The 19,593-nt window shown below is 59.8% G+C and carries 20 protein-coding genes and 2 pseudogenes; 10 read left to right on the forward strand and 12 right to left on the reverse strand.

What is annotated here, in order from left to right; all coding sequences use genetic code 11:
* The 5 genes from Q2941_RS40420 to Q2941_RS40440 all read left to right on the forward strand — a co-directional run.
* Positions 1–917: sugar phosphate isomerase/epimerase family protein (locus tag Q2941_RS40420; protein ID WP_458195974.1), on the forward strand; the 917-nt coding region annotated here is incomplete at its 5' end.
* 14 nt (positions 918–931) lie between these two features.
* On the forward strand, positions 932–2,107 hold the full coding sequence (locus Q2941_RS40425; RefSeq protein ID WP_458195975.1) for a Gfo/Idh/MocA family protein: 1,176 nt from the start codon (positions 932–934) through the stop codon (positions 2,105–2,107).
* Between the two features lie 246 nt (positions 2,108–2,353).
* Entirely contained in the window at positions 2,354–2,701 is a 348-nt protein-coding gene (locus tag Q2941_RS40430) for an ABC transporter substrate binding protein (RefSeq protein ID WP_458195995.1), read from the forward strand.
* Between the two features lie 666 nt (positions 2,702–3,367).
* A complete protein-coding gene (locus Q2941_RS40435; protein ID WP_458195976.1) occupies positions 3,368–3,664 on the forward strand; it encodes a hypothetical protein in 297 nt (98 codons plus the stop codon).
* A gap of 925 nt (positions 3,665–4,589) precedes the next feature.
* Positions 4,590–5,594 (forward strand): AraC family transcriptional regulator, encoded by a 1,005-nt coding sequence (locus tag Q2941_RS40440; protein ID WP_458195977.1) that lies wholly within the window; start codon positions 4,590–4,592, stop codon positions 5,592–5,594.
* A gap of 940 nt (positions 5,595–6,534) precedes the next feature.
* On the opposite strand, the gene Q2941_RS40445 is transcribed toward Q2941_RS40440, so the two are convergent.
* Both Q2941_RS40445 and Q2941_RS40450 read right to left on the reverse strand, forming a co-directional pair.
* Complete coding sequence (locus Q2941_RS40445; RefSeq protein ID WP_458195996.1) at positions 6,535–6,870, reverse strand: DUF3085 domain-containing protein; 336 nt, start codon at positions 6,868–6,870, stop codon at positions 6,535–6,537.
* 93 nt (positions 6,871–6,963) lie between these two features.
* Positions 6,964–7,200, reverse strand: a complete 237-nt coding sequence (locus Q2941_RS40450; RefSeq protein WP_458195978.1) for a hypothetical protein — start codon at positions 7,198–7,200, stop codon at positions 6,964–6,966.
* Positions 7,201–7,846: 646 nt separating this feature from the next.
* Here Q2941_RS40450 and Q2941_RS40455 point away from each other — a divergent pair.
* On the forward strand, positions 7,847–8,110 hold the full coding sequence (locus tag Q2941_RS40455; RefSeq protein WP_458144986.1) for a hypothetical protein: 264 nt from the start codon (positions 7,847–7,849) through the stop codon (positions 8,108–8,110).
* A gap of 236 nt (positions 8,111–8,346) precedes the next feature.
* Here the strand turns inward: Q2941_RS40455 and Q2941_RS40460 are convergent.
* A pseudogene (locus Q2941_RS40460) lies at positions 8,347–9,707 on the reverse strand (IS1182 family transposase).
* 229 nt (positions 9,708–9,936) lie between these two features.
* Between Q2941_RS40460 and Q2941_RS40465 the strand changes: the two are divergent.
* Both Q2941_RS40465 and Q2941_RS40470 read left to right on the forward strand, forming a co-directional pair.
* Positions 9,937–10,806: an SDR family oxidoreductase gene (locus Q2941_RS40465; RefSeq protein WP_458195979.1), complete on the forward strand. Its 870-nt coding sequence runs from the start codon at positions 9,937–9,939 to the stop codon at positions 10,804–10,806.
* Positions 10,807–10,991: 185 nt separating this feature from the next.
* Positions 10,992–11,693 carry a protein-L-isoaspartate(D-aspartate) O-methyltransferase gene (locus Q2941_RS40470; RefSeq protein WP_458195997.1) on the forward strand — a complete coding sequence of 234 codons (702 nt, stop codon included), beginning with the start codon at positions 10,992–10,994 and terminating at the stop codon, positions 11,691–11,693.
* A 171-nt stretch (positions 11,694–11,864) separates the two neighbouring features.
* Here Q2941_RS40470 and Q2941_RS40475 read toward each other — a convergent pair whose 3' ends face one another.
* The 7 genes from Q2941_RS40475 to Q2941_RS40500 all read right to left on the reverse strand — a co-directional run bounded on the left by Q2941_RS40475 (position 11,865) and on the right by Q2941_RS40500 (position 16,161).
* Complete coding sequence (locus tag Q2941_RS40475; protein WP_458195980.1) at positions 11,865–12,197, reverse strand: hypothetical protein; 333 nt, start codon at positions 12,195–12,197, stop codon at positions 11,865–11,867.
* 403 nt (positions 12,198–12,600) lie between these two features.
* Positions 12,601–12,717: a M50 family metallopeptidase gene (locus tag Q2941_RS51955; protein ID WP_479684043.1), complete on the reverse strand. Its 117-nt coding sequence runs from the start codon at positions 12,715–12,717 to the stop codon at positions 12,601–12,603.
* A gap of 97 nt (positions 12,718–12,814) precedes the next feature.
* On the reverse strand, positions 12,815–13,072 hold the full coding sequence (locus Q2941_RS40480) for a hypothetical protein (RefSeq protein WP_458195981.1): 258 nt from the start codon (positions 13,070–13,072) through the stop codon (positions 12,815–12,817).
* A 61-nt stretch (positions 13,073–13,133) separates the two neighbouring features.
* Entirely contained in the window at positions 13,134–13,814 is a 681-nt protein-coding gene (locus Q2941_RS40485; RefSeq protein WP_458195982.1) for a hypothetical protein, read from the reverse strand.
* Positions 13,811–14,011: a nucleotidyl cyclase domain-containing protein gene (locus tag Q2941_RS40490; RefSeq protein WP_458195983.1), complete on the reverse strand. Its 201-nt coding sequence runs from the start codon at positions 14,009–14,011 to the stop codon at positions 13,811–13,813. The genes Q2941_RS40485 and Q2941_RS40490 overlap by 4 nt, the downstream gene beginning before the upstream one ends.
* Before the next feature lie 16 nt (positions 14,012–14,027).
* Positions 14,028–14,366: an adenylate/guanylate cyclase domain-containing protein gene (locus Q2941_RS40495; protein WP_458195984.1), complete on the reverse strand. Its 339-nt coding sequence runs from the start codon at positions 14,364–14,366 to the stop codon at positions 14,028–14,030.
* A gap of 22 nt (positions 14,367–14,388) precedes the next feature.
* Positions 14,389–16,161, reverse strand: a complete 1,773-nt coding sequence (locus tag Q2941_RS40500) for a tetratricopeptide repeat protein (RefSeq protein WP_458195985.1) — start codon at positions 16,159–16,161, stop codon at positions 14,389–14,391.
* Positions 16,162–16,510: 349 nt separating this feature from the next.
* Here Q2941_RS40500 and Q2941_RS40505 point away from each other — a divergent pair, with 349 nt between their 5' ends.
* A complete protein-coding gene (locus Q2941_RS40505) occupies positions 16,511–16,879 on the forward strand; it encodes a rhodanese-like domain-containing protein (protein ID WP_027527792.1) in 369 nt (122 codons plus the stop codon).
* Positions 16,880–17,079: 200 nt separating this feature from the next.
* Here the strand turns inward: Q2941_RS40505 and Q2941_RS40510 are convergent, their stop codons facing one another.
* Entirely contained in the window at positions 17,080–17,457 is a 378-nt protein-coding gene (locus Q2941_RS40510) for a hypothetical protein (RefSeq protein WP_458195986.1), read from the reverse strand.
* A gap of 260 nt (positions 17,458–17,717) precedes the next feature.
* On the opposite strand from Q2941_RS40510, the pseudogene Q2941_RS40515 reads away from it, so the two are divergent.
* Positions 17,718–17,839: pseudogene (locus Q2941_RS40515) on the forward strand (IS481 family transposase); the annotation flags it as partial.
* A gap of 297 nt (positions 17,840–18,136) precedes the next feature.
* Here Q2941_RS40515 and Q2941_RS40520 read toward each other — a convergent pair.
* The gene (locus tag Q2941_RS40520) at positions 18,137–19,588 is read right to left on the reverse strand and encodes an aldehyde dehydrogenase (RefSeq protein WP_458195987.1); all 1,452 of its coding nucleotides are present in this window, start codon (positions 19,586–19,588) and stop codon (positions 18,137–18,139) included.
* Between the last annotated feature and the right edge of the window lie 5 nt (positions 19,589–19,593).

The raw sequence follows: 19,593 nt of genomic DNA on the forward strand, positions 1-19,593 counted from the left end.
TCCTCCTGGGTTACCAAAAGAAGGCCTCGCAATCCCAGGCCTACGCCGACGAGGTGAAAGGTATCGCAGCCCATCACGGCCTTTCCATCACCGAGCTCTCGACCCATCTCCAGGGCCAGCTCGTCGCCGTTCATCCGGCCTATGACACGGCGTTCGACGGCTTCGCTGCACCTGAGGTTCGCGACAATCCGAAGGCGCGCACCGAATGGGCCCTGGACCAGGTCAAGCGCGCGATCTTGGCCTCCAAGCGTCTCAGGCTCACTGTGCACGCGACCTTCTCCGGCGCACTTGCCTGGCCCTACAACTATCCATGGCCGCAGCGTCCGGCCGGCCTCGTCGAGGCCGCCTTCGACGAGCTCGCGAAGCGCTGGCGGCCGATCCTTGACTATGCGGACGAGCACGGCGTTGATCTCGCTTACGAGATACACCCGGGCGAAGATTTGCACGACGGTGTCTCCTACGAGATGTTCCTCGAGCGGGTGAATAACCACAAGCGCGCGAACCTGCTCTACGACCCATCGCACTTCGTGCTGCAGCAGCTCGACTACCTTGACTGCATCGACATCTACCACGCGCGCATCAAAGCTTTCCATGTCAAGGACGCCGAGTTCAACCCGACCGGCCGCCAGGGTGTCTATGGCGGGTTCAAAAGCTGGGTCGATCGTGCCGGCCGCTTCCGCTCGCTGGGCGATGGCCAAGTCGATTTCGGCGTCATCTTCGCGAAGCTCACGCAATACGATTATGGGAGCTGGGCGGTGCTCGAATGGGAAGCGCTGAAGCATCCTGAGCGAGGTGCGCGCGAGGGCGCGGAATTCATCAAGAACCATATCATCCGCGTCACCGAAAAAGCGTTCGACGATTTCGCAGGTTCCGATACGGACCAGCAGACATACCGCAAGATGCTGGGCATCTCCTGAGCGAGGGGAACAATATGGCTATCGAAGCAAGCAATGAAGCTGGCGGTTATCGTCGTATCCGGCTCGGCATGGTCGGTGGCGGCCAAGGAGCCTTTATCGGTGCCGTACACCGCATCGCGGCCCGTATCGACGACCAGTTCGAGCTCGTTGCCGGCGCGCTCGCGTCCGATCCGGTTCGGGCCAAGGCCTCGGCGAAGGAGCTCGGCATTGCCGACGATCGCGCCTATGGCTCCTTCGAAGAGATGGCGATGGTCGAAGCCGCGCGAGCGGACGGCATCGAGGCGGTCTCGATCGTAACTCCAAACCACATGCACAGCCCGGTCGCGAAGACCTTCCTTGAAGCCGGCATCCATGTCATCTGCGACAAGCCGCTGACGACGACCATCGCCGAGGCTGAGGAACTCGTGGCGCTAGTCAGGAAGAGCGGTAAGGTGTTCGTGGTGACGCACAATTACACGGGCTATCCCTTGGTCCGGCAGGCCCGCGCCATGGTCGCGAATGGCGACCTCGGCGACATCCGGCTGCTCCATGCCGAATATCTCCAGGATTGGCTGACTGAGCGGTTGGAGGCAAGCAGCCACAAACAGGCGGCGTGGCGCACGGACCCGGCCCGGTCCGGCGCCGGTGGGTGCATCGGCGACATCGGCACCCACGCCTACAATCTCGCCTGCTTCGTCACCGGGCTCGAGCTCGACGAATTGCTGGCACAACTGTCGACCTTCGTTGAGGGGCGGCGCCTCGATGACGATGTCCAGATCCTCCTCAGGTGGAAAGGCGGCGCTAAGGGCATGCTCTGGGCGAGTCAGGTCGCCGTCGGTAATGAGAACGGCCTCACGTTGCGCGTCTACGGCACCAAAGGCGGCCTCGAATGGGCGCAGGAGAAACCGAACCGTCTCTGGTTCACGCCCTACGGCCGGCCGAAGCAGCTCCTGACCCGGGGCGGCCCCGGCGTCTTGGGCGAGGCGAGTCGGGTCACCCGCGTCCCCTCTGGCCACCCCGAGGGTTACCTTGAAGGCTTCGCGACAATCTATGCCGAGGCAGCACGCGCCATCCGCGCGGCGCAGGCTGGCCAAAAGCCGGATCCTGAGGTGATCTTCCCAACCGTTGAGGACGGCCTAGCAGGCGTGAAGTTCATCGATGCTGCTGTGAAGTCATCGGCATGCAAAGGTGCCTGGGTTCGGATGACGTAGCGGCCGACGCGTCAGTCATGAGGCAGTGGGTCAGGACGATCGTGTCGATGGCGATAGCGCGCTCGATCTGCCGCGCACGAGAAGTCGTGCCGGGCGCCAAGAAGATTGGCCTTATCACGAACGACATTGATCCAAAGGGTCCACCACAAACGCGAGAGCTAAGCGACGCGATCGCCAACCTCGGACTAACAGTTATTCCCGCAAATGCAGATCAGCCAAGCGAGATAGGGGCGGCCTTCGAAAAAACTGGCAACTGAAAAAGTGGAGGTCGCAATTGTTTTGCAGACGAATCTATTGCTGCTTCGAAGATTTGTGGTCGCAGATGTTGCACTCAAGCACCAATTGCCGACTGCCTATGGCTATCGAGAAAATGTAATTGCGGGAGGCTTGGCGAGCTACGGTGTTAATCTGAGCTGGTGCTATAATCGTGCTGCGTACTTTGTAGACCGCATACTCAAAGGGGCGAGACCCGGCGATCTGCCGATCGAGTTTCCAACGTCAGTCTGGTTGTCGGCCAATACTCGCGCTGCGAAATCCCTGCGGTTGAGCCTGTCGCCGGACTTGCTCGCTCGCGCAGACGAAGTGATCGAATAACTGCAGTTGGCCCGACCCGGACCCCTGATGAAGTCCGCTATTGCGCCGCTATCAGGCTCACAGCAGACCTCAATTACTTGGGCGACCAGACCAGGCAGTGACATTCCGAAGAGGCAAAAACCGTGATTTTCTGATCTCCAAAGATCATGCTGGTCGCGATTCCTGGTTTATCGGTTTCTACGGTACTACCGCCTCTCCCACCAGAAACCATCTCAAGTTCGTTGTCTAATAGCTCATGAGTTGCGTGAGCGTGCGTGGTCATACTTTGTCTCCCAGTCGGTCCTTAGCCGTCAGCAACCTGCGGTTTCGGTTCATTCCCGCTGTGATGCATGTCACGCCGGCCGTACACCAGCCGGTACGGTTTGCCTTGCGGAAAAATTGTGCCTTTCGGGCACCACTTGCCTCTCTTTTTCGGCCTCGTCCCTTCTAACCTCGCGACTCAGTTATGGGTGATGAAGATGGACGGCCGGTAAAGCGAGGTAGCGCCATGCTCCTTTTTCTGCTCACGCCTTGGATCCTCCTTAAGATCTTCACATCCGCTTCGCTGCCGGTGCGCTGGCTCTGACCCTTCGCGATCTTGGCCGGTGGCGTGGCAACGCGCAGGCCGTGTGACAAGGGGCCGAGAGGATGCACGAACCACGTGCGGTTGCGGCGATTGTTTGTGCGTTGCGGCAGGTCCATGGCGACGGTATCGCGCGACTGATGCTGCAGGATGGGATGACACTGGAGGCGTTGATCGACGCGCTGCTTCGCGCGCCGCTAAGCGACCGTGATTCAGCGAGGCTGATGCGCACCGCGCTGGAGTCTGGCGACTTCGACATTGCGCCCGATTTCACCACCTACGTGTGGCACCTCAAATTCATCTACGACGCACCCGGATCATTCCGGGTGCGCGACATCGTCATGCTGACCGAACAACGCGCATTTTCGAGCGCCGAAATTGGGCTGCGGCTACGGGCTTGATCCGAGGAGCCAGACCCCCGGCCGTTTGTCAGACCCCTTGGACTGGAGGCACTCGTCGCGCAGGACCAGTGAACCTTGCAAACTTGTAATAACACGAACACCAAGGTACCTCCGGGACGGCCAAAATGCTGGCGAAATGTCACGGCTTATAAACAGTCTACCTGGGCACCACAGAATTACTCTGATGTTATTTCAAGCCGCGATTGTCTGCCTGACCCTGCTCAGCATTAGCATTCTCATCGCCCACGCGGTCGACGCTCTCAGGACGTAGCGAGCCCGCCAGTGGACCGGCGGGCCATTTGGTCTCAGAGCACGATTAGACCGAAGCGTACGGCCGCCTTCTTCTCACTGCAATGTCGCGCTGTGTTGCCAGTTAGTAAAAGCGCCAGTCTGGCAGACGAACAATGGGGCCTCCACTTGAGCACCAAACAAGCTGAGCTTTTGAGGGTTCTGTTCTCCATGACCCTGACGGCTTTCATTGGCGCGGGGACATTCGTCGTCATCCGATACCTGACCCGGTTATCGGAGTGAGTGAACCCGCCGGAATGCTAGGTCGCGTGAAACGGGCGCCCCAACGTCCGCTTTCGTGCAAACCGGACATCGAACCAACATCACCGAATGACCGAGTCTGACCCAACTGAGACGTCAGCTGCCTGTTTTTGCTGGGAGGCGGTGCATAGCTCTCGCTCGAATGGCGCTGGCATGCCAAGAATGAAGATGCCACCGAATGTCGCTCGGCAATATTGCGGTATGTCAAAATAGGTACATTGATCAGAGGTAATGGCAGAACTAAGGTACAACCTGTACCGCCGGCATCACCTCCGCCGCCTTTGCGATCCGAGGACTCGTTTTAGTCACACTTTTTGTCCGACCAATCACGCTTGTTGCCCACCAAATCGTAGTCTTGTTTATTGGGAGAGCAGAAGTGGCGTGGAGTAGAGTTCTTTGCTTTACCGATCCGCTGGCGTGTCAAGCAGCCTTCCCGTATTCTGACATTGAAATACTTCCCACGACGAAAGATTTTCGGGTCGAGATGACCCAGGTCGCCATGAGCCGGCTCTGGTTGCAACGTACTCACTTATCCTCGCCAACGGTCAGCACCGCCACAAGCAAGCCCGGTCGGCGATCGATCGGCTTTCTTACCGAGTCCAATTTGTCACCGTACCATCACTGTGGAATTGAGGTCATTCCCGGCGACATCATTGAAAACACGCTTGAAGCTGAGCATCGACGATGCGGCCCTGGTCTTGACTACGGCGCGATGTCCATCCCAACGGACGAGCTTGATACTGCAGTCGAAGCGATAATTGGCTGCGAGTTGATGGAAAAGTCAGAACGGCACATTTTTCATCCGCACCCTCAGTCGATGTCACGGCTACTGAAGTTACACCGGGCGATCGGACAGCTCGCACATGACACTCCCGATATTTTGCAACTGCCGGAGGTGCTTCGCGCGCTGGAGAATGAATTCGTCCACGTCATGGTCAGATGCCTCGCTGATGCGGTCGACGAAAAGACCAGCACTCGTGTCCGACGCCATGATGCGATCATCGCGCGGTTCGAAGAGTTTCTGGAGGCAAATCCCGTCCGGCCGCTCTATCTCACCGAAATCTGTGCAGCTATCGGTGTCGCGGAGCGAACGCTTCGCGGCTCTTGCGAAGAGCATCTGGGCATGGGACCGATCCGTTTTCTCACTCTCCGTCGAATGCACCTCGTGCATCGCGCGTTACTGAGCGCGGTTCCATCGACATCAACCGTCACTCGGATAGCTACCGACCATGGCTTTTGGGAGCTTGGCCGTTTTGCGGTCGCCTATCGCGCCGCGTTCGGAGAGTCGCCGTCCGAGACCTTGAAGCGCCGCCCCACGAAGCAGATTGCGATCCACCTCAATCGCCCATCATCACTCGTGGCCGCCGAAGCAAACACATAATCTTGCAAATGGGGGAGCCTCTTTGCTCATGCAAGAGTCTACTTGAAAGCCAGCATTATTGGAGGAGAAGTTTAGGACGAAAAAGAGCACGTCTGTTGTGGGCCTTTTCAAAACGCGGAGATTGCAGCGATGGATGATCTTCACAATAGATCGATCCGGAGACGTTGCGGGCCGGGCGGTCCTTAAAGGCGCTGTTCGTGTTTGTGATTTCGGCTTCCGCAGCGATTTTCCTAATCCTGGAGTTGAGCCAGCCGTTGTCGGACTGACGCAGATTTCCAGCACGCCACTGCGCAACGCCCTCGCGCCGCTTGGGCGGCTGAATGTCCGGGTCTGGCCCCTCGCGTCATTTGCTGCGTCTACTCAAAAGCGGTTGCTATCGGGACCGAAGCGGACGTCGATTGGTAGCGAGCACTGCCCGGCTCAGTCGCGAAAGACCCATTCGAGACATGGAAGCTCTCAAATTGCTGACGTGCACCTAAACCTCCGAGGCCCCTTCCGCAGGCAACAAATTCCTGCTGGAATCTCGTAGGGCTAAGTTCGCCGTGTCATCAGCCTTTGGGGGAGGCCCCACGACGAGAGCAATAAGACCGCGTCGCGTTTCACGGGAGGGAGTGAGCTAATGTCTAAGTCAACAACGACAATTGCCGCGCTGGCCGCAATTACAGTTTCGTCTTTCGCGCCAATACCATCGGCAGAGGCGCGTCGTTATAGCTCGTATTGCGGGTATTACGGGTACCTACCGCCGTACCCTTTGGGTGGCAACTATAGTCCTCGTGTCAATTACGTTCCCGTCGTAGTTTACTGCAGGGCTCATCCTTACGTCGTCTGGAGACACTGCAGCGTTGATCGTTGCTGGTAAATCCTTCAATATTGGGAACCCTACGGCTCGGTGATCTAGGCGTGCGACAAGATTTGAACCAAAGCTGCCGTGTAACAATATTCAACGATATCGCTCTTGTGCGTGCCGAGTTCGCAACGATTGCCATCGCAGGCTAGACTTCCCCTTTTCTACGACGGTCACCGTCATCGTGTCATGCTCGAACGTAACCTCGATGTCGCAGCCACCATCGACGGCAGTGCCAATCACTACCGCCTCGATGAATTCCATGCCGTCGCTGTCGCCGAATATGGCCCGTTTGACGCCCAACCAATTTTCGAACGGAACCTTGGGCGGGTCGCACTCGTTCGCATAGGCCACGGTAGCGCTGCCCTTAGGCCTCGCGCCGTTATGCATGAGATAGATGCCGTGGCCACCGACAAGCCAGAACCCGGGCAGGGTTTGGACCGTTCATGCTGCGCACCGAAACCGGCCATTGCCGCACAGCTTCGTCCCACAGTGCCTTCAGTCTCGCGTGAGGAAAAGTCAGCTTCACTGAAGTTGGCTCCTTCCCGCCGCGTAGCTATCCATAATCGCGGAGGCGATCTGGTCGCGCGATGTGACGCACACGATCCGCGTATCATTCGGCAAAGAGAACGTTAGCCGACGGGTTTCGTCATCGTGTGCGGCGATCACAACGAGAGCTTCGACGTAGGCCGCCTTGTTATCGTCGGCCACGGCGAAGCCTGCATCCGTCAGCGCAGTACGTTCACGCTCGTCAAACTTCATGGCGTCACCTCGATCTTGGAGGACGCACGCGATTTATCCCCGCTGACGGCTGAAGCCTCGTTAACCCGTCAAGGTTGTGAAGTATTGGTAATGTCTGAGCCTCGACGGTAGTCGAGGCTCGTCGTATCGCGGCGATCAGGGTAAGAAGTTAAGTCACTGACTAATCTTCTTTGTCTGCCCCGCGCATCACGATCATCCGCGTCATCTGGGCAGAGTCCGCTTCGCTTGATCCAACGGTGCCCGCGTCGAGATGTCGCGCTCCTCGGTCGTCAACCGGCGGCTCACATCGACTCGCGACCGACGTTTAGCCGCAATAGGTCCCGGACTCGTGAAGCTCTAGCCATCCACACTCGACGGCAAACGTGACACCGGCACCCAACTCCGGTCTGTCCAACGCCGCCGTTCAATTGATTACCTCGGCTTGGCGACTGAGAAATCTTCACGGTTGAAATCGATGTCTGCTAATAGTGTTTGGACCGTGCTCGCTGTTAGAACGTGTATTCAGTGTACTACCGTTTTCCCGGGAGCCGGAGTTGCGTAACAGCGAACTAGAGTCGAGCACAAATCGCGCTGTCTCCAAATCTGCACCCGAATTGAGTGAATATTATACGCATTTGAGCCTTCGCTGCGTTGGAAAGGGATCACCATGAGGAAGACGTTATTGGCCCTCGCCGCCGCCGCGACTTTGGCCGTTTCCGCAGCCTCGCCGGCGTTTGCTGGTCCGCGCTATGATTACGGCCCCGGCGGCAATCCGTATCCGCGCACTTATCCCGGCCCTGGCGGCTATCCGTACTGGTCGGGCTATGTCGATGCCCCGGTTGGCGAACCAATGCCTCCCTGCTACTGGAAGACCCAACGCTTCTGGGACGGGCATGGCTGGCGGGAGCGCCGCGTGCGAGTCTGCGGCTGATCGTCGAATTCCGCGGCGGACGCCTGTGGCCACTGCTTGCCAGCCACGCGGGGCTCTCTTTCAGTTTGCGATCCATGCTCGGCCGTCATGATCAGCCGATTGTCTGTTTTTGGCCCTTCGCGTCATTTCGCGGTGACGCAGTATTTTGGTCGCTTTCGGCGGATTGTGTTGAAGAAGTCCGCGACGTGACGATCCAGGATCGATAACCTGGCGGGCACACGGGTGGTTGAACGTGCCTAAGCGGGCCGAAGCGTGGGCTGCGGGATCAGCTTTGCGAGCTTGCGTAGGTTCTGGGCGGTGGCAGCGAGGAGGAACTCGTCGCGAGCGCCCAAGGGGCCTCTTAGCCTGAGCCGGTCGAGGCGCAGGATGCGCTTGAGATGGGCAAACAGCATCTCGATTTTCTTCCGTTCGCGCCGGGACCGGACATAGGCATCAGTCTTCGCAATTTCGCGCGCGACGTCTCTCGCCTCTTCATGGATTGAACGCGTTACCTTGCGGGAGGGCGTCTTCGGACAACACCGCGGCTTGAGTTCGCAGGCGTCGCAGTCATACTTGCTGGCCCGATACGCCAGTGTCGCTCCGTCGTTCACCAAGGCCCCGGTGGAAGCCAGCACCTTGCCAGCCGGGCAGATGTAGACGTCGCTTTGCTGGTCATAGGCAAAGTCTCCGCGCGAGAAGGTGCCGTCGGTCCGGGCCGATTTGTCGAACACCGGGATGTGCGGCTCGATCGCCCGCTCCTCGACCAGCCAGCCCAGCATCTCCGCCGACCCATAGGCACTATCAGCGACAATGCGCTCGGGACAGAGCTCTAAGCGCTCTTCCGTGCGCTCGATCATCGTACGGGTTGCGCCGACCTCGGCCTGCCGGATGGCCCGCGTCGCCTCGACATCGACGATAATCGCTGCCTTCAGGTCAATCAGATAGTTGTTGGCGTAGGCAAAGAAGGCATGTCCCTTGTGCGCGCCTGTCCATTGCGCGGCCGGGTCCGCCTTCGAGATGAACTTCGGCACCGTCTCGCTCGCCGCACCCCAAGCCGCCTGATCCAGCGTGTCCAGATACTCCCGGACGGAACGGCGCGTCTTGGCGATGGCCTCCCAGTCGACGTCGTCAGATCCAGCGACGGCGCGCTGCTTGTTGGCATCGGCGGCAATCAGGCTGGCATCGACCGCAAAGGCGGATCCCTCGATCAGCCATTCTGCCATGCAGCGCTGGACCACAGTCTCGAAGAGCTTGCGTAGCAGATCGCAATCGCGGAAGCGGCCATGCCTGTTCTTGGAGAAGGTCGAGTGGTCCGGCACCTCGCCGTCTAGCCCGAGCCGACAGAACCAGCGGTAGGCGAGGTTCAGGTGCACCTCCTCGCACACCGCCGCTCGGAGCGAATGCCGTAGCAGTAGCCGACCAGCAGCATTCGGACGAGCAGTTCCGGATCAATCGAAGGCCGACCGGTCGAGCTGTAAAATGGCGCCACATGGCTCCGAACGTCCGACAGATCAACAAACCGATTGATTGCCCTCAGCAGGTGGCTGACTGGAACGTGCCGCTCAAGCGAGAACTCGTAGAACAGCGCCGCCTGGTCGACCTGCCGCGGACCCATCATCGATTCACATCTCCCGCCTCACTGAAGTGAATTAGCCGCCTCCCGCGGCTTCAAGAGGCGAGTTTTTCAACACAATCGGCGCAAAGCGGACGTCTGACGAACGCGCGAGTTCAGCCAAGGGCGGACCCCAGGTGAGGTGCGCGAGCATTGGGATGTCTATCGACACTTGCCATACCGGAGTATACTTGCCGCCGACGGCAGCCGCTCATGGGCGGCCTGGAGGCCTCTGATGGCATCCCTCAAAGGCAAGACGCTGTTTATCTCGGGTGCGAGCCGCGGCATTGGGCTTGCGATCGCGCTGCGCGCAGCTCGCGACGGCGCCAGTGTCGCGATCGCCGCGAAGACCGCTGAGCCGCATCCGAAGCTGAAGGGGACCATATTTACCGCCGCCGACGAGGTGCGCGCGGCCGGCGGCAAGGCGCTGCCAGTCATCTGCGATATTCGCGACGAAGCCCAGGTGATCGCAGCTGTTGACAAGACCGTCGCCGAATTCGGTGGCATCGATATCTGCGTCAACAATGCCAGCGCCATTAGTCTGACCAACTCCCAGGCAACCGACATGAAGCGGTTCGACCTGATGATGAACATCAACACCCGCGGCACTTTCATGGTGTCGAAATACTGCATCCCGCATCTGAAGAAGGCGGAAAACCCGCACATCCTTATGCTGTCGCCGCCGCTCGACATGAAGGCGAAATGGTTCGAGCGCTCCACCGCCTATACCATAGCGAAGTTTGGCATGAGCATGTGCGTGCTGGGACTGTCAGCCGAGCTGAAGAGCGCGGGCGTCGCGGTCAACGCGCTGTGGCCGCGCACGACGATCGCTACCGCCGCGGTCGGCAATCTCCTTGGCGGCGACGCCATGATGCGCGCGAGCCGCACGCCGGAGATCATGGGACATGCGGCTTATGTGATCCTCACGAAGCCGTCGCGCAAGTTCACCGGGCAGTTCTGCATCGATGACAAGCTGCTCTATGCCAGCGGAGTGCGTGACTTCGAGCGCTATCGCGTGGATCCCTCTGTCCCGCTGGCGCTGGACTTCTTTGTGCCCGACGACGACGTGCCGCCGCCTGGGGTCACGGTAGCGGCACCGCGCTAGCGCGTCGCGTTTGCCAATGCATCGACGTCAGCCGGGATCCGGAATTCCCGACGGGCGTAGGCTCGTTTGGTCCCTAGTTTCGATCGGTCGAATACGCGCGTCGCGCTCAAGCGGTCGACGCTAATCGCGGACCGATTGGGGAGACCGCACGGCTCATGAAGACCTTGCTGCTGGTGCTGATCTATATGCTTGCTGCCGCGCGGGGAGCGATCGCGCAAGAGACACAATGCGACCGCGAACGCGCCGCCATGGTCGACACCATTCGCGTTTACGCCCGGTCCTACGCCAATGTCCTGGGACAGCAAGGACTGTCCGAGAGAGTCCTTGGGGCAATGGGGCAAACACAGCGCCATCTGTTCGTCCCCGAGCGACACTGCTCCATCGCGTACGCAGACGGGTCGCTTCCGATAGGGCTCGGCCAGACCATATCGCAGCCGTTCATCGTGGCCTTGATGACTGAGCTGGCTGACGTCGCGCCCGATGGTGTTGTGCTCGAAGTCGGTACGGGTTCGGGCTATCAGGCCGCCATTCTCGCGCACCTGGCGCGAAAGGTCTGCACCATCGAGATCATCCCGCAATTGGCCGAGACAGCCGCCAAGACGCTGAGGGATCTCTCGTATGAAAATGTGAGCGTCCGGCTTGGCGACGGCTATGCCGGCTGGCCGGAATGCGGTCCTTTTGACGCAATTGTCGTGACCGCAGCGCTCGGCGAGGTGCCGCCGCCACTGATTGAGCAGCTCAAAGTGGGTGGCCGACTGGTGATGCCGGTGGGCTCGGCTTACACCACTCAGACCCTCACTGTGGTCGAAAAGACTGGCCCTGGCGAGACGGCCAAGCGCGCCGTCGGCCTTGTGCGCTTTGTACCCTTTACGCGTTCAAAAGATTGAAAGCTAATCAACGTTCAGTTCTGGAGCACGCGCTTGTGGGCCAGATGACCAAAGCCTTGCGGGAATGCACTTTGGGGACGGCAGCTTTTGGCAAAGCGGACATGTGTTTGGAGCGCTACGTCAGCAACGGCCAACGGCCGACATCGCAGGTGCACCTTCCTGTGTGACGACCTAGCGTTCACGCGCTGGATGAGCCTTCACGAATGATGACGCATCCGTCTCTATATCCACCAGAACCTCCCCGGCGAGAATTTCGGGGTCTCCAAGATCAAGGTCATGCAAGCTTGCTTGAACAAATGCCAGTACTCTATCGTTCGCCGCGATGGCGCTTTCTTGGTCGTCGAATATCATCACAGCGGCGCCGACGCCTTCGCCCCCGTCCAATACATAATAAGATCTGAAGCCGTGCGATTCCCTTAGGATCTGACCGATGCCACTTTTCGCGCGGCGAGCAGCATCCGCGACCGAACGAACCTTGGTGTACTTTCGAATGACCATATACATGAGGCCACCTACGCGTTTCCGGCTCCTCGCATCAAAGCATATCGGGCCATCACGGGACTAGGGTCTCCTTCCAGGAGATGTATCAAACATCCGACCTCGTGGAGGGCAGCTTGTGGGCAAAGCGGACCTACGGCGTGATTCGTAAATTCGGGAAGGGCCATGAGCCGAATTAACAAACCTTCCCATGCTCGACCTTCATAGCGCAGAGCGTCGCCCTCGGCCTCCTTGCAGTCCTCGATAAGTTCTCTTATCTCATTCATGTCCATCATCGCGGCGTTGTCGTTCGTAAGCGCTGCCAACATGAATTGCGCGTCGCTACCCGCGGCACAGATCGCGATCTGGTCAGACAGTGGCAAATGGTTTGACGGATCCGTCTCGGCTCTGCCAGCCGTCTCGTCCCCTTTCACCCGACGACAATTTTCCTAACGCGTTCCCCAAGCGCCCAGGCGACCACGGCATGGCCAGCCTCATGAACGGCGCACCCGTACATCCCAGAGATTTCGTGCCTGTATTCATCCATCGACTAGAGTTCCGACGAGGCGAGAACGGCGCCGCGTGCCCCTTCATGTCATGACTGTTCGGCGCGATGTTCCGCCGACCCCTCCACGCCTCCGACATCAGCCTTCCTCTTTCGCCCTTGACTGCGAGCGCGTCGCGGTGGTCTGCCCCGTTCGCCCGTTTAGCTTGTCAATGCTGAGTAAGAGCTGGCGCGCATAGAGGCGCGCTGCTTGGAATACGTTCTGCTCGTTGACGAAAAAGGCGAGATAAAGCCCATGCAGGACTGCGATGTCGACGACAGGGCCTGATCGAGACAGGTCGATATGGAAGCGAAACCACAGCACTGCGAGGCAAAATAGAAGGGTCAAAGCGTTCAAGTAGAAGCCGGGGAGACGCAGCCCGAGTAGATTGCGGTGAAAGCCGTAATTGATGTTCTAGCTAAATACGATTGGAAACTTCTTTGCGTCGCGAGTGTTCTCGCGTGTGGAATTGAGGATCGACAGCATAGCCCCAAAGGACGTTTTGCATGTGACAGACGCCTGCCAGAGCAGCGACAAAGCCGAACCGAGGGTCCAGCTCCAAAGCTCGATGAGCCAGCACTATCGTCCCTTCGCGCGTCGACAGGTGATACTGTTGCATGGCTCTTAGAAAAAAATCGTTGGCGGTGAGGTTTTCTGGACGCCGCCGCGTCGCCATGCCAATTTCTGTTTGAAGCAATTTTGGCTGAATGGTTGAAACAACGGCGACCGTCACTTCGTCCTGAAGAGCGAAAACGTCCGTCAGGTCACGCTCGAACCTATCCGCCCAAATGTGTACACCCGTCATCGCATCAATCAACTGCCCCGTGATGCGAACTTTCCCCGCCGCCTTGCGCACAGCCCCCTCAAGGACATAGCGACCGCCGAGCCTGCGTCCGACCTCCGTCACATCGACGGCTTTTCCTTTGAACGTGAAGCTCAAGTTTCGAGCGATCACGAACAACCATTTGAACCGCGACAGCGCCGTTATGATCTCCTCAACCATCCCATCCGCGAAGTATTCCTGTTCGGGGTCGCCGCTCATGTTCTCGAACGGCAGCACGGCGATGGAAGGCTTGTCGGGTAGAGGAAGTGGTCTCAAGCTATCCTCGGCAACGGGCGCACTACGAGCTCGCGAGCGGCGTAGGCCCTGATCGGGTCCTCGATATTCTTGACCTGCTGCAGGCCCATGTCAGTGAAGGCAACCGGCAAAACCTTCCTGACCTGCTCATAGGTCGTCCCACAAACGCAAACGCCACCCGGCTGCGCCAAAGCCTGCAACCGCGCCGCGATGGTCACTCCGTCTCCGAACAGATCACCCGCGCACCATCACGTCACCGACGTGGATACCAATGCGAAAGTTGATGTGCTTGTCTAACGGGAGATTGGAGTTCGCTTCGGCCAAGGCAGCCTGCGCCTCTACCGCGCAGTGCACGACGTCCGCAGCGCTTCCGAACTCCGCAAGGACACTATCGCCAGCCGTATTGGCTATGCGGCCCCTGTGATCACCAATGCACCTGTCGAGGATTGCGCGCCGTTCGGTCAGGCCCTTGAGCGTGCCGACCTCATCGGTGCCCATGAGGCGGCTGTAGCCTTCCACATCTGCTGCGAAGACGGCGACAAGGCGTCGGCTGACTTTCGTAGGGTCTGACATGTGTGCCCCAATCCCTAAGCCCTCACCCTTCCGGCACCCCGGCCATTTGCATACCCTTGTAAATGCGTTCGCGCTGAGCAAGAAACGTTGGATTATCGCTCGACGGGCCAGTGCGGAAGCCGTTGATTGTATAGGTAGGGTTGATCGCGAGCCCTTTCGTCACCGCGACTTCCGCTTCATTGACCTGACCGAGATTGGATAGGGCGGCGGCGAGATAGAAATAGGCGTTGGGAAGATTTCGATTGATTTCGATCGCGTGGCGGAGCCACGTGACCGCCTCCCTGTCGTCGCCGAGATAGAGTTTGGCAACGCCAGCCGAGGCTATCCAACTGAAGGCAAACGTGTCGCGAGGACTGAGACGGAGCGCTTCGCGGACATGAGCCTCGGTTTCCTCGCTGCGACCGATGAAGAACTTGGCCAGACCGATCGTAGCGTGAGCGGCCGCCAAATTCCTGTCCAGAGCCAATGCCCGTTCGCATTCGGCGATGGCCTGGTGTCCGCGGTTCGAAAAAATTAGGAGGCGCCCCAAAAACAGATGCGCCAGCGCATGATTGGGCGCGAGTGAGAGAGCCTTGGTTAAAGCTGCACTGGCCGCCGCAAGGCGTGCGGCTCGATCATCGGTGGTATACGCGCCCGCCAAGGTAATTTCGACCCCAGCGGTACCGATGAGTGCCTCAACATTATCGGGGTCAAGCGCCAGAGCGCGCTCGAAGAAACCATGGGCTTGCATCAGATGGTTAGGAGTTATTCCCTTGTTTGCCCACGCCATTCCTTGAAAATAGAGGTCTGTCGAGTCGGGTATTGTCGATTGCGCGGCGCGGCGGGCCTCAGCGGCAATCAACGCGGTGTCGAGTTGCCGCGCCACGTGCGCAGCAATTTCGTCTTGCATATCGAACAAATCGACGACGGTTTTGTCGAAACGCTCGGCCCATAAGTGATTGCCGCTTTCGGCGTCGATCAGTTGCACGTTCACCCGAAGCCGGTCGCCGCCTCGCTGCACCGAGCCTTCCAGCACATAGCGAACGTTCAACTCGCGCCCGACCTGCTTCACGTTGACAGCTTTGCCCTTGAACGTGAACGCGGTGTTGCGCGCTATTACGAATGCGCCGTTGATGCGCGACAAGTCCGTAGTCAAGCTCTCCGTCACCCCATCGACAAAATAATCTTGATCGGGGCCGCCGCCAATGTTGGCAAACGGCAGCACCACGATGGACAGACGGGGAGCCGAAGTCGACAGCGGGGCGGGCCGACGTGCATTCGCGCTCAGGCCAATCGCATAGGCACGGATCGGCCGAGCGATGTTCTTGAGTGCCTGCTCGCCAAGGTCGGCGAAATCCACCGGGACCTTGTCGCGAACCTGTTCAAAAGCGGATGACGAGATGCAGATAGCGCCCGGTTCGGCGATCCCCTCAAGCCGAGCCGCGATGTTGACACCATCACCAAGAATGTCTTCCCCGTCGATCAGAATGTCGCCGAGGTTGATCCCTATCCGAAGCAGCATACGCCGGTCCTCAGGGACGCCTTGGTTGCGCTCGGCCATCACGGCTTGCACCGCCACGGCGCATTCGACCGCATCGACCACCGAGGGGAACTCAAGGAGCACGCCGTCCCCCGTGGTCTTCACGAGACGACCCCCGTGCTTCGCCACGAGGGAATCGGTAACCTTGCGGTGTTCGAGGAGTGTTCGGGCGGTGCCGACCTCGTCGAGCCCCATGAGCCGCGAGTAACCGGCAACGTCTGCGGCCACAATTGCCGCCAGCCTACGTCCGACCCGAGGTGGTTGTGCTGGCTCCATGGTAAAGCCCGCTCCTGATCGCATCTTGTACGAAGGTGGAACTCGGAGGCAAGTGTTCTCGCGGGTCTCAATCGAGACGCCGGTGACCACTGCGGTACCCGGGGGCGGTGGCATCCTGCATGAACGGGCACGGGTAAGAAGCAAGCTCGAGCCTCGACGCGGGGAAGCCTTGGACCTTGATGAGCCTCTCCGCGCGCACCGAGCCCCTGCGAGCGAGCCCACCCCCTCAGCTTCGAACTGCTAACTTCAAGGGCAAGCCGCCGCCAGCCTACCAAGTTCCGCAACACCTCGCAGACGTTCCTGGCCCGCAGTGCTATTGTGGTCGAATGGCGGAAACGGAGAGTGTCCGATGGCAACAAACGTCAAACAAATGCTCGAAGCTGCCAATGCCGCAGTTCCCAAAATTACGCCCGACCAAGCTGCCGACATGATCAAGGCGGGTAATACGCTTATCCTTGACGTTCGGGATGCACCGGAAGTGGCCACAAGCGGCAAGGTCGCGGGAGCCTTAAATGTTTCCCGGGGAATGCTGGAATTTCGAGCCGATCCCGAGTCGCCGTACCATGACAAGAGCTTCGACAAGGGGAAGACCGTGATCCTCTATTGCGCCTCGGGCGGCCGGTCGGCGTTGGCTGGCAAGGTGCTCAAGGATATGGGATACGAGAAGGTCTATAACGTCGGCGGCTTCAAGGACTGGACGGGAGCGGTCGAGAAGTAGCCAATCCAATGCGCCCATTTCGGGACCCGAACTTCTTGTCCTCGGACGACACAACGATCATGGGTTTCCCACAACTCGGGCAGGGCTTTGTGGCGGCGTATCGGTCATCGCACGCCGAGGCCCTCCGCGATCCGCTAATGTCCTGACGATCACCTACCGATGGCAGGGCAGCCTTCGATGCCCTCGGGACGCCAGCCTGATTACTCAGGAAGCCCCCAGTTTCGCTTGGGATCGTTGCGCCGGTTGTTGACGTGCTCATCCATGATTTCGTAGTGGCTACTGTCAGATCCTCTCAACCATCCACGCCAGCGGGTGGTCTTGCCGCTGTTGGACCGTTGAGGCGACCAATGGTTGACGTAGGTGATGCCGTTGAACACCAGCGGATTGGTCTGCTTCCATTCCCTGCGCTTCTTCGAACCGGACGGGTGAGGGCACGTTTCCATCCAATTGCGGTAGGCGTCGAGCGGTGTTTTAGGGTTGCCCCTGCGCTCTTCCAGCTTGGCCTGCCGCTCCTTCTGCTGGGCTTCCTCCCGCTTGCGCTTCTCGGCGCTCTTCCGTTCCCGCTCCTTGAATGTCAATCGGCTCCCAAATTTTGGACGCCGATCCCCCGGCTTAGGGCGTCAATATTGCAGGCCGAATGACATAAATGAGGGCGGCTCCGTTACGACTCGATTTGCTGCGATGGGCCTACAAAGGAAACGGAGACGAGGAACGATTGGCTGAAGGTGCGAAAGCCCAGCGCCCGGCCTCCGACGCTTGGTAACAAGCGCCTTACGGAGGAGACCCGCAAGATTCTCGGAAAGCACTACGCGAGCAAATATCGGGTGTAGTGAACTACGCTCGGCAGCTGAAGACCCTGAAGGGCCTCACGCCTTACGAATACATCTGCAAATGGTGGACTTCCCAGCCAGAACGATTCAACTGAATCCGCTCCAGCAAATGCCGGGACTAAATACCTAGCGGTGAAGCACTCTCACGCGAGCAGTCCCGTGCAGTCGGGTACGATCCTCGCTCGGAGAGGCGCTTCCCTATTTGGAAATGCCTGCTAAGCAATTGATATTACTAGAAGCGAATCCGGCCATTTTTTCCAAACGCGGCCTGAAATCGTTGAATAATCAAGCAGGTTTTGATTCCGCCATTCGGAGGTTCGATCCCTCCCGCCCCAGCCAGATCGCCCGCCCGGCCTGAAATCACTCACGAAACCGGGTGGTGGCGCATCTCCTCTTGGGCTCCTTTGCAGATATTCAGTCGCGCCCTTCAAAATGGATAATGCCGCGGCCCGGTCTGCACCGTAATCCAGCGCAGCTCGGTAAACTCATCGATCGCGGCCTTGCCGCCAAAGCGGCCGTAGCCTGACGCTTTGGTACCGCCGAACGGCATCTGCGGCTCGTCGTGCACGGTGGGCGCGTTGATATGGCAGATGCCGGCCTCGATGCGCTTGGCAACCGCGAGCGCGCGCGGGATGTCGCGGCCGAATACGGCGGAGGAGAGGCCGTATTCGGTGTCGTTGGCGACGCGCACAGCCTCATCGACGCCGCTGACGCGGACCACAGTGACCACGGGGCCGAAGCTCTCCTCGCCATAGACGCGCATTGCCGGCGTGACGCGGTCGACGATTGTAGCTGGCATGATCGTGCCCTTGCCGCGGCCGCCGGCCGCGATTACGGCGCCTTTGGCGACGGCATCGTCAATCAGGCCGCCGACACGGTCGCAGGCGGCAGCGCTGACCAGCGAGCCCAGCACGACATTGCCCTTGCGCGGATCGCCATAGGGCAGACCCTTTGCCTTCGCGGCGAACTTGGCGATGAACGCGTCGGCGACCTTGTCGTCGACCACAATGCGCTCGGTCGACATGCAGATCTGGCCCTGGTTCATGAAGGCGCCGAAGGCGGCCGCGTTCACGGCCGCATCGAGGTCGGCGTCGTCAAGGATGACGAGCGGTGCCTTGCCGCCCAGCTCGAGCAAGGCGCGCTTCAGATGCTTCGCACAAGCGAGCGCGATGAGACGGCCGACCCGGGTCGAGCCGGTGAAGTTCACTCGCCGTACCGCCGGATGCGCGATGAGCGCTTCGACCACCGCCTGTGCGTCTTCAGGCGCATTGGTCACGACATTGACGACGCCGTCACCGAGGCCGGCCTCAGTGAGGCAGCTGCCGATCAGCCGATGCACGCCCGGGGCCATCTCCGACGCCTTCAGCACCACCGTATTGCCGCAGGCGAGCGGCATCGCGACGGAACGCACGCCGAGGATGACAGGCGCGTTCCAAGGCGCGATTCCGAGCACGACACCGACCGGCTGGCGGAACGCCATAGCGAGGTTGTCGGGCTTGTCGGTCGGGATGATCTCGCCCGAGATCTGCGTCGTCATCGCAGCCGCTTCGCGCAGCATGCCCTCGGCGAGATGGACGTTGAAGCCCGCCCAGCCGGCGGTGGCACCGGTCTCGGCGACCATCAGCTCCGTGAATTCCGGCGCGCGGCGCGCGAGGATGTCGGCCGCAGCGCTAAGGCGCTTGCGGCGCTCGGAGGGGCCGAGCTGCGACCAGGCCGGGAAGGCTGCGGCGGCGGCATCGGCGGCGCGCATGGCGTCGTCGATCGAGGCCGCGGCTACGATGGTCGCGACCTCGTCGCTGATAGGATTACGCCGCTGGAAGGTGCGCTGGTTGGTCGCCTGTTGGTCCTTGCCGCCGATGAGAAGGTCGATTGCGTTCATGGGAC

The organism is Bradyrhizobium sp. UFLA05-153 (assembly GCF_054185185.1).

Bases quoted from the DNA above. Each gene is read 5' to 3' on its own strand.
- Q2941_RS40475 (WP_458195980.1), bottom strand. From the start codon at position 12,197: ATGTATATGGTCATTCGAAAGTACACCAAGGTTCGTTCGGTCGCGGAT.
- Q2941_RS40495 (WP_458195984.1), bottom strand. From the start codon at position 14,366: ATGTCAGACCCTACGAAAGTCAGCCGACGCCTTGTCGCCGTCTTCGCA.
- Q2941_RS40425 (WP_458195975.1), top strand. From the start codon at position 932: ATGGCTATCGAAGCAAGCAATGAAGCTGGCGGTTATCGTCGTATCCGG.
- Q2941_RS40505 (WP_027527792.1), top strand. From the start codon at position 16,511: ATGGCAACAAACGTCAAACAAATGCTCGAAGCTGCCAATGCCGCAGTT.
- Q2941_RS40500 (WP_458195985.1), bottom strand. From the start codon at position 16,161: ATGGAGCCAGCACAACCACCTCGGGTCGGACGTAGGCTGGCGGCAATT.
- Q2941_RS51955 (WP_479684043.1), bottom strand. From the start codon at position 12,717: ATGGATGAATACAGGCACGAAATCTCTGGGATGTACGGGTGCGCCGTT.
- Q2941_RS40465 (WP_458195979.1), top strand. From the start codon at position 9,937: ATGGCATCCCTCAAAGGCAAGACGCTGTTTATCTCGGGTGCGAGCCGC.
- Q2941_RS40520 (WP_458195987.1), bottom strand. From the start codon at position 19,588: ATGAACGCAATCGACCTTCTCATCGGCGGCAAGGACCAACAGGCGACC.
- Q2941_RS40455 (WP_458144986.1), top strand. From the start codon at position 7,847: ATGAGGAAGACGTTATTGGCCCTCGCCGCCGCCGCGACTTTGGCCGTT.
- Q2941_RS40470 (WP_458195997.1), top strand. From the start codon at position 10,992: ATGCTTGCTGCCGCGCGGGGAGCGATCGCGCAAGAGACACAATGCGAC.
- Q2941_RS40450 (WP_458195978.1), bottom strand. From the start codon at position 7,200: ATGAAGTTTGACGAGCGTGAACGTACTGCGCTGACGGATGCAGGCTTC.